General features: G+C 65.4%; 15 protein-coding genes and 1 other RNA gene. 7 read left to right on the forward strand and 9 right to left on the reverse strand.

Going from position 1 to position 13,623, the window contains the following annotated elements:
- Positions 1–81: 81 nt before the first annotated feature.
- Together H3H36_RS22985 and lgt are read left to right on the forward strand one after the other, a co-directional pair.
- Positions 82–984, forward strand: a complete 903-nt coding sequence (locus H3H36_RS22985) for a LysR family transcriptional regulator (RefSeq protein WP_182220398.1) — start codon at positions 82–84, stop codon at positions 982–984.
- On the forward strand, positions 978–1,838 hold the full coding sequence (gene lgt, locus H3H36_RS22990) for a prolipoprotein diacylglyceryl transferase (protein WP_182220399.1): 861 nt from the start codon (positions 978–980) through the stop codon (positions 1,836–1,838). Before H3H36_RS22985 ends, lgt begins: the two co-directional genes overlap by 7 nt.
- 4 nt (positions 1,839–1,842) lie before the next feature.
- On the opposite strand, the gene H3H36_RS22995 is transcribed toward lgt, so the two are convergent.
- The 6 genes from H3H36_RS22995 to H3H36_RS23020 all read right to left on the reverse strand — a co-directional run bounded on the left by H3H36_RS22995 (position 1,843) and on the right by H3H36_RS23020 (position 5,072).
- On the reverse strand, positions 1,843–2,646 hold the full coding sequence (locus H3H36_RS22995) for a sulfite exporter TauE/SafE family protein (RefSeq protein WP_182220400.1): 804 nt from the start codon (positions 2,644–2,646) through the stop codon (positions 1,843–1,845).
- A complete protein-coding gene (locus H3H36_RS23000) occupies positions 2,646–3,113 on the reverse strand; it encodes an EVE domain-containing protein (protein ID WP_182220401.1) in 468 nt (155 codons plus the stop codon). Before H3H36_RS23000 ends, H3H36_RS22995 begins: the two co-directional genes overlap by 1 nt.
- Before the next feature lie 77 nt (positions 3,114–3,190).
- A non-coding RNA gene (gene ssrS, locus H3H36_RS23005) (6S RNA) lies at positions 3,191–3,370 on the reverse strand.
- A 48-nt stretch (positions 3,371–3,418) separates the two neighbouring features.
- Positions 3,419–3,730 carry a cell division protein ZapA gene (locus tag H3H36_RS23010; protein ID WP_182220402.1) on the reverse strand — a complete coding sequence of 104 codons (312 nt, stop codon included), beginning with the start codon at positions 3,728–3,730 and terminating at the stop codon, positions 3,419–3,421.
- The gene (locus tag H3H36_RS23015) at positions 3,727–4,002 is read right to left on the reverse strand and encodes a hypothetical protein (RefSeq protein ID WP_182220403.1); all 276 of its coding nucleotides are present in this window, start codon (positions 4,000–4,002) and stop codon (positions 3,727–3,729) included. The genes H3H36_RS23010 and H3H36_RS23015 overlap by 4 nt, the downstream gene beginning before the upstream one ends.
- 134 nt (positions 4,003–4,136) lie before the next feature.
- Positions 4,137–5,072, reverse strand: a complete 936-nt coding sequence (locus tag H3H36_RS23020; protein ID WP_182220404.1) for an AraC family transcriptional regulator — start codon at positions 5,070–5,072, stop codon at positions 4,137–4,139.
- A 146-nt stretch (positions 5,073–5,218) separates the two neighbouring features.
- Between H3H36_RS23020 and H3H36_RS23025 the strand changes: the two genes are divergently transcribed.
- The 5 genes from H3H36_RS23025 to H3H36_RS23045 all read left to right on the forward strand — a co-directional run bounded on the left by H3H36_RS23025 (position 5,219) and on the right by H3H36_RS23045 (position 9,565).
- On the forward strand, positions 5,219–5,755 hold the full coding sequence (locus tag H3H36_RS23025; protein ID WP_182220405.1) for a carboxymuconolactone decarboxylase family protein: 537 nt from the start codon (positions 5,219–5,221) through the stop codon (positions 5,753–5,755).
- 228 nt (positions 5,756–5,983) lie between these two features.
- Positions 5,984–6,274: a co-chaperone GroES gene (gene groES / locus H3H36_RS23030; RefSeq protein WP_161015212.1), complete on the forward strand. Its 291-nt coding sequence runs from the start codon at positions 5,984–5,986 to the stop codon at positions 6,272–6,274.
- A gap of 46 nt (positions 6,275–6,320) precedes the next feature.
- Positions 6,321–7,967 carry a chaperonin GroEL gene (gene groL / locus H3H36_RS23035; RefSeq protein ID WP_182220406.1) on the forward strand — a complete coding sequence of 549 codons (1,647 nt, stop codon included), beginning with the start codon at positions 6,321–6,323 and terminating at the stop codon, positions 7,965–7,967.
- A gap of 156 nt (positions 7,968–8,123) precedes the next feature.
- Positions 8,124–8,939 carry a class I SAM-dependent methyltransferase gene (locus tag H3H36_RS23040; RefSeq protein ID WP_182220407.1) on the forward strand — a complete coding sequence of 272 codons (816 nt, stop codon included), beginning with the start codon at positions 8,124–8,126 and terminating at the stop codon, positions 8,937–8,939.
- A gap of 74 nt (positions 8,940–9,013) precedes the next feature.
- Positions 9,014–9,565 (forward strand): hypothetical protein, encoded by a 552-nt coding sequence (locus H3H36_RS23045; protein ID WP_229220060.1) that lies wholly within the window; start codon positions 9,014–9,016, stop codon positions 9,563–9,565.
- A 69-nt stretch (positions 9,566–9,634) separates the two neighbouring features.
- Here H3H36_RS23045 and H3H36_RS23050 read toward each other — a convergent pair whose 3' ends face one another.
- From H3H36_RS23050 to H3H36_RS23060, 3 genes are all read right to left on the reverse strand, one after another.
- Positions 9,635–10,864, reverse strand: coding sequence for an MFS transporter (locus H3H36_RS23050; RefSeq protein WP_182220408.1), 1,230 nt, complete (start codon positions 10,862–10,864; stop codon positions 9,635–9,637).
- Between the two features lie 37 nt (positions 10,865–10,901).
- Positions 10,902–11,429: a PadR family transcriptional regulator gene (locus H3H36_RS23055; RefSeq protein WP_182220409.1), complete on the reverse strand. Its 528-nt coding sequence runs from the start codon at positions 11,427–11,429 to the stop codon at positions 10,902–10,904.
- Between the two features lie 196 nt (positions 11,430–11,625).
- Complete coding sequence (locus H3H36_RS23060) at positions 11,626–13,500, reverse strand: glucokinase (protein WP_182220410.1); 1,875 nt, start codon at positions 13,498–13,500, stop codon at positions 11,626–11,628.
- Between the last annotated feature and the right edge of the window lie 123 nt (positions 13,501–13,623).

Here is a 13,623-nt window from a genome sequence, read left to right on the forward strand (position 1 = left end):
GGGCCTGTCAAATATATGATTTGCCTGTCTGTGAGTCGTAAAACATATCGAACCATTCGAAATACTTAGAAACGCATATCAATGAACCTGGAATTGCGGCAACTGCGCTATTTCGTCACCGTGGCCGAGGAACTGCACTTCGGCAAGGCGGCGCTGCGCCTGCACATGACCCAGCCGCCGCTGTCGCAAACCATCCAGGCGCTGGAGGAATTGCTGGGTGCGCCGCTGTTCGAGCGCAACCGGCGCGGCGTGACCCTGACGGCGGCCGGCGCCGCCCTGCTGCCCGAGGCGCGCCGCATGCTGGGCCAGGCCCAGGAATTACCGCAACTGGTGCAGCGCGCCGCCGCCGGCGAGGTGGGACGGCTGTCGCTGGCCTTCGTCTCGTCGGCCGACTACAGCGTGCTGCCGCCGTTCCTGCGCGCCTACCGGGCCGCCTATCCGCAAGTGCAGATCAACCTGCAGGAAGCGACCTCCGACCTGCAACTGGACGACCTGCTGCACGCGCGCATCGACGCCGGCCTCTTGATCCCGCCCCTGCCCGACAAGAGCCGCGCCGAACTCGATTACCTGCCCGTGCTGAACGAGCCGCTGATCCTGGCCGCGCCGGCCGGGCTGGATGCGCTCAAGGCAGCGGGCCCGGTGGCGCTGGCCGACCTGCCGCCGCTACCGCTCATCATCTTCCCGCGCGCCATCGCGCCGGCGCTGTACGACGCCGTGCTGGCCGTGTTCGGCGCGGCCGGCATCACGCCCGAGATCGGCCAGCAGGCGATCCAGATGCAAACCATCGTCAGCCTCGTGTCGGCCGGCATGGGCCTGGCACTGGTGCCGCAATCGGTGTCTAACCTGATGCGCCCCGGGGTAGAATACCGCTCGCTGCGCGACCCCACGCCGCTGGTCGAAACGGGACTGGCCTGGCGCCGCGACCACGTGACGCCCGTGCTGCAAGGCTTTTTGGATTTACTACGAAAGAACACACCATGCTGATACACCCTATGCCCGATCCGGTCGCCGTTCACCTGGGGCCGATCGCCGTCCACTGGTACGGCCTGATGTACGTGCTGGCCTTCGCCATGTTCATCGGCCTGGGCCGGGTGCGCATCAAGCAGCCGCACATCGCGGCGCTGGGCTGGAAGAACGAGGACCTGGACGACATGCTGTTCTATGGCATGCTGGGCGTGGTGCTGGGCGGCCGCCTCGGTGAAGTGCTGTTCTACCGGCCCGCCTTCTTCTTCGCCAACCCGATCGAGATCGTCGAGGTGTGGCACGGCGGCATGTCGTTCCACGGCGGCTTCCTCGGCGTGATGGTGGCCATGTGGCTGTGGTCGCGCAAGGCCGGCCGCAACCTGCTGGACGTGTACGACTTCATCGCGCCGATGGTGCCGCTTGGGTATGCGGCCGGACGCCTGGGCAACTTCATCAACGCCGAACTGCCGGGCCGCGTGGTCAGCGACCCGTCGCTGCCATGGGCCATGCTGTGGCCGGACACCAGCTACCCGCTGACGCCCAACCCCGTGTTCCTGCAAGGCTTGCGCCATCCGTCGCCGCTGTACCAGATGCTGATCGACGGCATCCTCGTGTTCGTCATCCTGTGGCTGTACGCGCGCAAGCCGCGGCCACGGCTGGCCGTGGGCGCCATGTACACGCTGCTGTATGGCTGCGCGCGCTTTTTCACCGAATACTTCCGCACGCCGGACTGGGAAGTGAACTGGGGCGGTGTGCCCATCACGTCGGGCCAGATGCTGTCGCTGCCGATGATCATCGGCGCCATCATCCTGCTGGTGTGGTCCTACAAGCGCAACGTGGTGATGGGCGTGACGCCCGCCACCAAGGCCGCCTGACGGATCAGCGCAGTCCCTTCCACAGCATGTAAGCGGCCAGGCAATACAGCACCACCGCGAACATCTTCTTGAGCGACTGCACCGGCAAACGGTGCGCCGTGCGCGCACCGACCGGCGCCAGCAGCACGCTGGACGTCACGATCACGGCCAGCGCTGGCAGGTAGATGAAGCCCAGCGAATACTGGGGCAGTCCCGCCACATTCCAGCCGAAATAAATGTTCGACAGCGTGCCCGCCAGCGCGATGGGGAAACCCAGCGCGGCGCTGGTGGCCACGGCGTTGTGGATCTTCACATTACACCAGCTCATGAACGGCACGGAGATGAAGCCGCCGCCCGCGCCCAGCAGGCCGGCCAGCACGCCGATCACGCCACCGGCCGCGAACATGCCCGCGCTGCCGGGCAGCTCGCGGCCGGCCGCCGGCTTGCGGTTCAACAGCATCTGCGTGGCCGAGAACGAAATGAAGATGGCAAACACCAGCGCCAGCGTGGGCGCCGGCAGCTGCTTGCCTATCCACGGCCCCACCCACGAACCAACCAGGATACCCGGCGCCAGCAAGGCCACGATGGGCCAGCGCACGGCCCCGTGCAGGTGATGCGCGCGCACCGACGATAACGATGTAAACAGTATGGTGCCTAACGAGGTGGCGATCGCCATGTGCACGATCACCTCGGGCGGAAAGCCCTTGGCGCTGAAGACCATGGTGATGAACGGCACCAGGATCATGCCACCGCCTATGCCCAGCAGGCCGGCGCAAAAGCCGCCAAAGGCGCCCATGGCCAGCAAGGCCGCGATCAGGGTCCAGTCCATCAGGCGTCCTTGTCCAGCAGCTTGACGATGGTGTTCCACTGGCCCTTGGTGACGGGCGTGATGGACAGCCGGCTGCCCTTTTGCAGCAGCACCATGTCCTCCAGCGCGGGGATGGCGCGCAATTCGGCCAGCGGCAGCAAGCGCGTCTTCTTCGTCGCGCGCACGTCGATGGAAATCCAGCGCGGCTGTTCCGGCGTGGCCTTGGGGTCGTGGTATTTGCTGTGCGGGTCAAACTGGGTGGCGTCCGGATACGGCGTGCCCACCACTTCGGCCAGGCCGGCGATGCCCGGCTGTGGGCAGCTCGAATGGTAGAACAGCACGCCGTCGCCGGGGCGCATGGCGTCGCGCATGAAGTTGCGCGCCTGGTAGTTGCGCACGCCGAACCACGCCACCGTGTGCGCGGGCGCGGCCAGCACGTCGTCGATACTGACTTCGTCCGGTTCGGATTTCATCAACCAGTATTGCATCGGGCACCGCCTCTCAAAACGTACGGACGTAAAAAAGCGGCTGCGCATTCAACATGCTTGCAACCGCTTTTTTGGAATGAAGCCCCGCCTGTGCCGTTATGCCGGCATCCCGAACCTGATGGTTCAAGGTGGTCACAGTTAGTTCAATTTCGGGTTCGTCGGACTAGCGACGCTCACGCCCACCAAACAAATTCCCGCAACCGATGCACATAAATGGTTCAAGGAATATATGGCAATCGCGAACACTGCAGGGGTGACACGGAGTTTACTCTCTTTAGCCCGTTTTTGGGAAGGCGTTTCGCAAACTAAAACAGCGCCTCCTGTGGCGTCAAGGCGCTATCGAGGACCTGATTCATGGCCGCGATCTTCTGCTGCACTTCCAGTATAGACAAGTCCGACAACGGTCCCTGCGGCGCTTTCACGGACAGGAATTCGGCCGCCACGCCCAGCGCCGCCATCACGGCGATGCGGTCGTTGCCCTTGACTTTGCCCGCGTCGCGGATGGCGCACATCTTCTTGTCAAGGAAAGCGGCCGCCTCGCGCAACGCGCGTTCCTCGTCCGCCTTGCACATCAGGCGGTAGGACTGGCCCATGATGGTGACGTCCAGCTGCTTCATTGGGTCTGCTCCTGGTCAGGCAGGGCGCCATCGGCGCGGGCATCGACGTTGGCATGCGCTTCCGCGTCCCCCTCACCGTCGAGCGCGGGGATCTGTTCGAGCAGGGCCGAGACGCGGCTGTGCGCTTCGCTCAGGCGTTTCTGGTAACCGATGTTCTCCACCACCAGCGCCGCATTAGCTTGACGCAACTGGGCGTTCTCGCGGCGCAGGGCCAGGGTCATCGCGGCCAACTGGTCGATCTTGTCGGAAAGTTCTTGGAATTCTGAAATCATCCCGTCACTATAGGATGGCTTGCGAACGCGCGTCAACCGCTACGCGGCAGAGAACGCGCATATTTTTGAGGCAAGGCAGGAATGGGGCCGGAACGGGCAATTGGACGTCCATATCCGCTGCCGCCCAAGCCGCATCAGCTCGCGATGGCGGCCTGCGCGCGCTTGCGCCACGCGCCGGGGCCGACGCCATAGTGGCGCTTGAAGGCGCGGTTGAAGGCGGCCTCGGACTGGTAGCCAACCATTTCGGCGATACTGCCGGTCACCTGTTGGCCCTGGTCCAGCAGCCGCGCCGCCTGCGCCATACGCAGCCGGGCCAGCACCTCGGCCGGGGTGGCGCCGGCCGTCTGCTTGAACAGGCGCGCGAACGTGGCGCGCGACACGTAGCACAGCGCCGCCAGTTGTGCCAGATCCCACGCCCGCTCAGGCTGCGCCAGCATGCCGTGCAGGGCCGCCTGCAGGCGGCGCCCGGCCAGCAACGCGAACAGGCCGGGCACCGTCGGCGCCTGGTCCATCCAGGCCCGGATCAGCAACGCAAACAGGGCCGACGCCAGCTGGCTGATGACCGCGCCAGAACCGGCGCGCGGCATTTCCGCCTCCGACTGCAGCATCGCCATCAGGCTGCGCAGGCTGGCCGCGTCCGGCCGGCCGGCCGTGCGCACGACCAGCAGCGGCGGCAAGGCCGCCAGCAGGCCGGGGCCGCCGCCCGCTTCCGCGTCGAAGTGGAATTCGCCGCACAGGATGTCGGCGGCGGGACCGTCGCCGCCGTTGCGCACCTCGCGCAGCGAATGCTCGCCAGGCAACACGTGCAGCGGCGACGCGGCACCGGCCTCCCCCAGCGACAAGCGGTGCGCGCCACCGTGCGGAAATACCACAATGTCGCCGGCCTGCAACGGCACGCCGTGCCCGGCGGCGCAATCGAGTGTCGCGCTGCCGCGCACGATCAGATGATAAGGCGCGACACCCGGTCCGGCGGCCGGGTGGTCCAGCACCCACGGCGCGCCGAAATGGCAGCGCACGTCCAGGGCGGTACGCAGGGGATAGACGGCGAGCAGGCGGCTGAGAGTATCCATGGCACGGATGATGGCTAACATGGTTGAGACGAATGAGCAAATTTTAGCGCATTTCGAGCATTAAAAGACTCAACAGCCCGGCCTACACTGCGCTCCATGGCATCGACATCGCATGCCAACCCTGTTCACCATTGAAAGGAATCACCATGGACCGTCTGTTCACCCAACCCGCCGCCAACGCCACCGGCGCTGCCGCCCAACTGTTTAACGCCATCAAAGGCGCGATCGGCAAGGTACCCAACGCCTATCTGGCGCTGGGCAACAATAGCCCGGTGGCGCTGGAGGCGGCCCTGCATCTCGATGGCGCGCTGCGCAAAAGCGCCCTCAGCGCCCAGGAAGTCGAAGTGATCAAACTGGCCGTCAGCCAGCAAGCGGGCTGCGACTATTGCGTGGCCGCGCACACGCTGATGGGCGGCAAGGCCGGCCTGAGCCCGGCAACCATGCGCGCAGTGCGCAGCGGCGATGCCAGCGGCGAAGTGCGCCTCGATGCGCTGGCGACCTTTGTCCATACGCTGGTCAGCACCAGCGGCACGGTGCCGGCTGCGGCGGTGGCGGCCGTCAAAGCGGCCGGTGTGACGGACGCGCAGATCGCCGACACCACGCTGGCGATCGCCGCCATCACGCTGACCAACCTGTTCAACCGCGTCAACGACACCACGGTCGACTTCCCTGCCGTCGCCTGACGCGCTGCGATGTGAACACCACCCGGCTGCCGCCCTCGCGCTGGCCGCCGGGTAGCGGCCGGCACCCACCCAGGCCAACAGTTTGACAAGTATGTCTTGAAATAGCCCCCCACCGTCCCTATAATTGGCACTCGTTAGCGAGGAGTGCTAACAACGATTTCCGCTGTTACAACGACTGAAACAGCCTTTGTGATTCTTTTAGCAACAACCCATTGATAGGAGTTTTGTATGAACCTTCGCCCCTTGAACGATCGCGTCATCGTCAAACGCCTGGACCAGGAAACCAAAACGGCATCCGGCCTGATCATCCCTGATGCGGCTGCTGAAAAACCTGACCAAGGTGAAGTGCTGGCCGTCGGCAATGGCAAGATTCTCGATGACGGCAAAGTGCGTCCGCTGGACGTCAAAGTCGGCGACCGCGTCCTGTTCGGCAAATACGCCGGCCAGACCGTCAAGATCGACGGCCAGGAACTGATGGTCATGCGCGAAGAAGACATCATGGCGATCGTCACCAAGTAATTGGTCACGTCCCTCACAAATTCCACGAAATTCAGGAGAAAACAACATGGCAGCTAAAGAAGTAATCTTCGGCGACGCAGCGCGCGCCAAAATGGTCGAAGGCGTCAACGTCCTGGCCAACGCAGTGAAAGTCACCCTGGGCCCGAAAGGCCGCAACGTCGTGCTGGAGCGCTCGTTCGGCGCCCCTACCGTCACCAAGGACGGCGTGTCCGTGGCCAAGGAAATCGAGCTGAAGGACAAGCTGCAGAACATGGGCGCGCAGATGGTCAAGGAAGTTGCTTCCAAGACGTCCGACAACGCCGGTGACGGCACCACCACCGCCACCGTGCTGGCCCAGGCCCTGGTACGCGAAGGCATGAAATACGTGGCCGCCGGCATGAACCCGATGGACCTGAAGCGCGGGATCGACAAGGCCGTGGCCGCCACCGTCGAGCAGATCGCCGCCATCGCCCGTCCATGCACCACCTCCAAGGAAATCGCCCAGGTCGGTTCGATCTCGGCCAACTCCGATTCCTCGATCGGCGAGCGCATCGCTGAAGCGATGGAAAAAGTGGGCAAGGAAGGCGTCATCACCGTGGAAGACGGCAAGTCGCTGAACGACGAACTGGACATCGTGGAAGGTATGCAGTTCGACCGCGGCTACCTGTCGCCGTACTTCATCAACAACCAGGAAAAGCAAGTGGCCATCCTGGAGAACCCGTTCGTACTGCTGTGCGACAAGAAGATCTCCAACATCCGCGACCTGCTGCCGGTACTGGAGCAAGTGGCCAAGGCTGGCCGTCCGCTGCTGATCATCGCTGAAGACATCGAAGGCGAAGCGCTGGCGACCCTGGTGGTCAACAACATCCGCGGCATCCTGAAGACCTGCGCCGTGAAAGCCCCAGGCTTCGGCGACCGTCGCAAGGCCATGCTGGAAGACATCGCCATCCTGACCGGCGGCCAGGTGGTGGCGGAAGAAGTCGGCCTGACGCTGGAAAAAATCTCGCTGGCCGAACTGGGCCAGGCCAAGCGCATCGAAGTGGGCAAGGAAAACACCATCGTCATCGACGGCGCTGGCGAAGCATCGAGCATCGAAGGCCGCGTCAAGCAGATCCGCGTGCAGATCGAAGAAGCGACCTCGGACTACGACCGTGAGAAGCTGCAAGAGCGCGTGGCCAAGCTGGCCGGCGGTGTTGCCGTGATCAAGGTTGGCGCTGCCACCGAAGTCGAAATGAAAGAGAAGAAAGCCCGCGTGGAAGACGCCCTGCACGCTACCCGCGCTGCCGTGGAAGAAGGCATCGTGCCAGGCGGCGGCGTAGCCCTGCTGCGTGCCCGTGCTGCCCTGAACGTCAAAGGCGACAACCCTGACCAGGAAGCCGGCATCAAGATCGTGCTGCGCGCCATGGAAGAGCCTCTGCGCATGATCGTGCAGAACGCCGGCGAAGAAGCTTCGGTGGTCGTGGCCGCCGTGCTGGCTGGCAAAGGCAACTACGGCTACAACGCTGCCAACGGCACCTACGGCGACATGGTCGAAATGGGCGTGCTGGACCCAGCCAAGGTGACCCGCTCGGCACTGCAGAACGCCGCGTCGATCGCCGGCCTGATGCTGACCACCGACTGCATGGTTGCTGAAATCGTCGAAGACAAGCCAGCCGGCGGCATGGGTGGCATGGGCGGTATGGGCGGCATGGGCGGCATGGACGGCATGATGTAATCGCCGGCTCCCGGTTCGCCGGGAGCACCGCAGCCCGCTGCGCACAAGGCCAGCTTCTTCGGAAGCTGGCCTTTTCTTTTGCGCGGCCACAAGGGCGGCGCGCCGCCGCGCGCATATAGTGACGCCAGCGGTGGCCGGACGCCGCGCGGAGGGAACATGGAACACGTCAACGTGGCGCGGCCCACTGTGGCCTGCCCACAGATGCAACGGGCATTCGAGGAACAGGCGCGCAAGCTGGGCCTGCATCCGCGCGACCCGTGGGTGGGCGGCTACGTCGATTACGAATGGGACCATTTGCGGCTGGTGCTCGACCATTTGCCGCTGCGGCTGGAAGGCTTGCCGGTGCTGGAATTCGGCTGCAACGTGGGCGCGTCAGCCATCCTGTTCGCCTGCCTGGGCGCGCGCGTGAGCGCCACCGACATCGACGCCGGCTGGGTCACGCTGGCGCGCCTGAACGCGGCGCGCCACGGCGTGGGCGGCATCGATTTCATCCACGCGCCCGATTCCTGTCGCCTGCCGTTCGCGGACGGCCAGTTCCAGCTGATCGCCTGCAACAGCGTGCTCGAATATGTGGCCGCCAGCGAGCAGCGCGCCGTGCAGCGCGAGCTGGACCGCGTGCTGGCGCCCGGCGGCGCCATCTTGCTCACGGGCACCAGCAACCGTCTGTGGCCGCGCGAAGCGCACACGGGCCGCTGGCTGATCAACTACCTGCCGCGCGCGTGCGACCGGCTGTGGGGCAAGCCGCTGCAGCGCGGCGTGTGGCCATGGACGGCGCGCCACGGTTTCGGCTCCCACTACCGCAACCTGGACACGGCCAGTGCCGCCAACTATTTCGCCCGCTCGCGCCGCGCCATGGGCACGCCGCCGCACCTGCTGGCGCCGCTGCTGTGGGCGGCGGGGGCGCTGGGCGTGGGCCCGGGACTGCTGGCCCAGCACATTTCCTGCCTGCTGCAAAAACAGGCGACGGACTGACTATGCCACATTGCCCACGGACGGGCTTTGCTTTAGTATGGCCGCTTTCCACCGCTACGCGACCGTTTCCCCTCATGGCAATGCAGGCCCCGATTTCCCGCCGTACCGCCGTCGTCGCCGCCCTCGCAGGCGCATTGACGGCGGGCGTGGGCGCTTATTACCAGCTGTCGGCAGCGGCGAACACACCGCCGGCGTCGCAGCCGGGGACGCCGGCCGCCGCTTCCGCGCCGGCCACGGCCGAAGCGAACGCGGCGGCCACGGCGGCAACTCCCGCCGCATCCGCACCCGCGCGCGCCAGCCGGACCAAGGAACAAGCGGCCGCCGCATTGATGGCGCTGCCGGAATTGCAAGCCTGGTCGGCCCTGCTGGAAAAGCAATCAGGTGGCAGGACGCACGGCGCCCTGATCGAATATGACCCCACGCCGCGCACCGTGCGCGGCAAGACCTACTGGCAATTCAGCTTCGTGGAAAACAGCGCGGAAGCGGCGCTGCGCTGGGAGAGTTTCCTGCTCTCGACCAGCGACGATGAAATCCTGGTGGAAGACCTGGCCACCGACGAGCTGCTCAGCCTGGAACGGTGGCGCAAGGAAAAGCAGCCCGCCAAGCGCAGCGGCATCGACGGCTGACGCGCAGCGGCGCCCGCCTCAGCTGCGGCGCCAGCGTTCCCGCCACCATGCGGCCGCGCACGCGGCATCTCAAGCGGCGGAGCGCGCCCCCGCCGGGCTGGCGCCACGCACCTGCCCCACCCACGTCACCGTCAGCACCGTAATGCCGGCCGCGAGCCAGCCGTTGATGCCATAGCCGGCGATATGGCCGGCGCTGTCGGTCTGCAAGGTCAGCCCGCCCAGCAAGGCGCCCAGGCCGCTGCCCAGTTGCTGCAAGGCTGAATTGACGCTGAGGAAAGCGCCGCGGTTGGCCGGCTCCGGCACGGTCGTCATCAAGGCTTGCAGCGGGATATTGCGGCCCGATACGGACAGCATGAAGAACGGGAAGAACGCCATCACGGCCAGCAGCGGCATCTGGGGCAGGTGGGTCATGAACAGGAAGCACAGCGCGGAGAACAGCGCCACGTAACGGTACACCTGCGGCTTGCCGGCCCGGTCCGACCACACCCCGATCAGGCGCGCCGTGAACAGCGTGACGCAGCCGCCGGCCAGGTACACATAGGTGATCTGGGCCGGCTCGATACCGAGGTTCCCGACCAGCACGGGCGAGATGAACGGAATGATCAGCATGCCCGCCATCATGTTCAGCACCGACAGCAGGAAGGCGCGCAGATGGCGCGGCACGCGGAACAGGCCGACCAGGTTGGGCAGCACCTCGGACAGCGGCGCCTTCTGGCTCAGGTGGCCACGCAAGGTCGGCAGCACGCTCCAGCCGCCCAGCCACACGAGCAGCGACAACAGCACCAGCAAGTAGAACGGCGAGGCCCAGCCGAAATGGGCCGCCAGCATGATGCCGGTGGGGACGCCGGCCACGGCCGCCATGCTGAACGAGGTCATCACGATGCCCATGGCCGCGCCACGGCGCTGGGCCGGAATCAGGTCACCGATGATGGCCTGGCCGATGGCCCCCAGCACGCCGCCCGTGAGGCCGGCGAAGGCGCGCGACCACACCAGCGTGGCGAAGTCCGGCGCCAGCGCGCACGCCAGGTTGGACAGGGTGAACAACAGGAACACCGTCAACAGCAGGCGTTTGCGGTCGAAGCGGTCGATATAGGTGGCCGCCAGCAGGCCGGACAGGCCGGCGCACCAGGCATAGGCCGACACGGCGCCCGACACGGCGGCCGGTGAAATGGAAAAGGCCCGCATCAGCTGGGGCGCCAATGGCATCATCACCATATAGTCCATGATGACGGTGAATTGCGTGAGGGCCAGCAGCCACAGCACGTTGCGCTCGCGCGCGGGAGTCAGGGTTGTTTGCACTGGTTATTGTCCTTGGAAAGTGAAAGGGACGCCGGCGTCAGTCCAGCGCCTCGATATCGGTGATGGCGCGGCGCAGGATGGCGCGCACCTGCTCCAGCCGCGCCAGGTCCGGCTGGCCATCGCGCGCGCGCGCATGCACCACGTTCCGCAACGCATGCATGAGGTTGCGAATGTCGCCGCGCGCGTCGCACGGCTCGCCCATGCGGGCCAGAATGGCATCGACGAACTGGCGGTTCTCGGCCAGGAAGGCCTCGCCTGCGGGCGTGATGGTATGCAGCTTCTTGTTGCCATCGGCCGTGGCCGACACATGGCCCATGTCGAGCAGCATGGACAGCAGCGGATAGATGGCGCCGGGGCTGGGCGTGTAGCCGCCGCCGGAGCGCTGTTCGAGCTCCTTGATGATCTCGTAGCCATGGCGCGGCTTTTCGGCGATCAGTTGCAGCACCACGTAGCGCATGGCGCCGGCGTCGAACATCTTCGGCCCGCGCCCATGGCCGCGCCCGCCGCCGTGGTGGCCGTGCATGAGCGAATGGAAACGATGGGCACCGTGCAGGAATCGGAACATGGCAAACTCATTAAGATATATCGAATTAAGATATATCGTAAACGTATTCCACCAGAGTTCAAGCACAAATTTGTAACCGCCAAAAAAAGAATCCGGACGGCAAAATCGGGGACGTACCCCAATATTGCGCTAGCGCCATATTGGGGTACGTCCCCGATTTTGCCGTCCGGATTCTTTTTTTGGCCGGGAGGGTGCTTTAGCTGTCGAGGTGGGAGATCAGCAGGCGCCGCGTTTCCGATTCGATGCCCTCGCCTTTGCGCTCGAGCACCAGCTCGGCGTTCTGGGCGTCCAGCGAAATGCCCACCGACAGGATGTCGATCAGCAGCAGTTGCAGGATGCGCGAGATCATCGACAGGAACGTCGTGCTGTCCTCGCTGTGGTCGACCGCCAGGCACACCGTGGCCTTCTTGGCCAGCGGCGAATTGCTGGCCGTGATGGCGATGACGTCGGCGCCGGCCGCGCGGGCCGTGTCCACGGCGTCCAGCAGGTCGGGCAGCTTGCCGGAGTTGGAGATGGCGATCACCACGTCACCGGGCTTGAGCAAGCCGGCCGCCAGGCCGAACAGGTGCGAGTCGCCATACGACGAGGTGGGGATGCGGAAGCGGAAGAACTTGTGCTGGCCGTCCAGCGCCACCACGCGCGAATTGCCCATGGCGTAGAACTCGACCCGCTTGGCCTTGCTGATCAGGGCGATGGCGCGGTCCAGCGAGCGCACGTCGAGCTGGTCGCGGAATTTCAAAATGGCCGACACGGTGTTGTCGATCACCTTGGCGCTCAGGTCGTGCGTGCTGTCGCTGATGCGCACCTGGCTGTGGCGCACGGGAATGGCGCCCGTCAGGCTGCTGGCGAACTTGAGCTTGAAGTCGGCCAGGCCCAGGAAGCCGAGCGAGCGGCAGAAGCGGATCACGGTCGGCTGGCTCACTTCGGCCAGCCGCGCGATATCGGCAATCGGTTCGTTCAGCACCAGGCGCGGCTGCTCCAGCACCAGGCTGGCCACGCGCTGCTCGGCCGGCGTCAGTTCGTGCTGCAAGTGCTGCACGCGTTCCATCAGCGTATTGGCGCCGCTGCGCCCGCGCAAGTGCTCGGACAAAATCGTCGCCACGCCATAGAACGCGGGGTTGGGCGTGGTGATCACATAGGTCGGGATTTCCGACAGGTAGCTGGTGAAGCGGCCCTTGGCTTCGAAGCGGGCCCGGAACGGCGAGCTCTTGAACCATTCGCCCAGGCGCGGCACGATGCCGCCGCCGATGAAGATGCCGCCGAACGCGCCCAGCGTGACGGCCAGGTTGGCGCTGGCGCCGCCGAGCATGGCGCAGAAGCATTCGAGCACTTCCAGGCACAGCGGGTCCTTGTCCGTCAGCGCGCCGGACATGATTTCCTGGTTGGTCAGGTCGCGCACCTGGCGCCCGTTGCGCTTGGCGATGGCGCGGTAGATGATCTCCATGCCGGGGCCGGAGATCAGGCGCTCGGTCGACACGTGCGACCAGGTCTGCCATGCGTATTGCAGGATCGCGTATTCGCGCTCGTCGGCCGGGGCGAAGTTGGTGTGGCCGCCTTCACTGCCCAGCGTGACGAAGCCGTCCACGGTGGGGATCACGCCCGACACGCCGAGGCCCGTGCCCGGCCCCAGCACGCCAATCACGGAGTTGCTGATCGGCGCGCCGCCGCCCACCTGCATCAGGTCGGCCGGCTTGAGGCCGGGCAGCGACATGGCCAGCGCCGTGAAGTCGTTTACCACCAGCAGCGTGTGCAGGCCCAGGGCGCGGCGCACTTCGTCGGTGGAGAATTCCCAGTCGCGGTTGGTCATGCGGACCTGGTCGCCGCTGACGGGGTTGGCCACGGCCAGCGCCGCATGGTTCAAGGTGATGTCGCCGTGCGCCGACAAATAGGAACGCAGCATGGCCACGATGTCGGGGAAGTCGTCGCACTTGAGCACGCTAACGGCGCGGAACTCGCCCGGCGCCGTCTGCAGCGCGAAACGGGCGTGGGTGGCGCCGATGTCGGCCAGCAGCCGGGGGCCGTCGGCAAACGCCGTGCGATTGATTTTCGGGTCAACTTCAGCTTGTTTCATCGTCGATAAAGTCAAAACGTTGGGCAGCGGGTTTTGTTTGGAAGATAACGCGCCGGAAGGCGGCAAGCATACCCGAAATACGGCCCTTAAAGAAGTTGTTTCAAAATGACCATGGCTAGGCGT

Source organism: Rugamonas fusca (assembly GCF_014042365.1).
GTDB lineage: Bacteria > Pseudomonadota > Gammaproteobacteria > Burkholderiales > Burkholderiaceae_D > Rugamonas > Rugamonas fusca.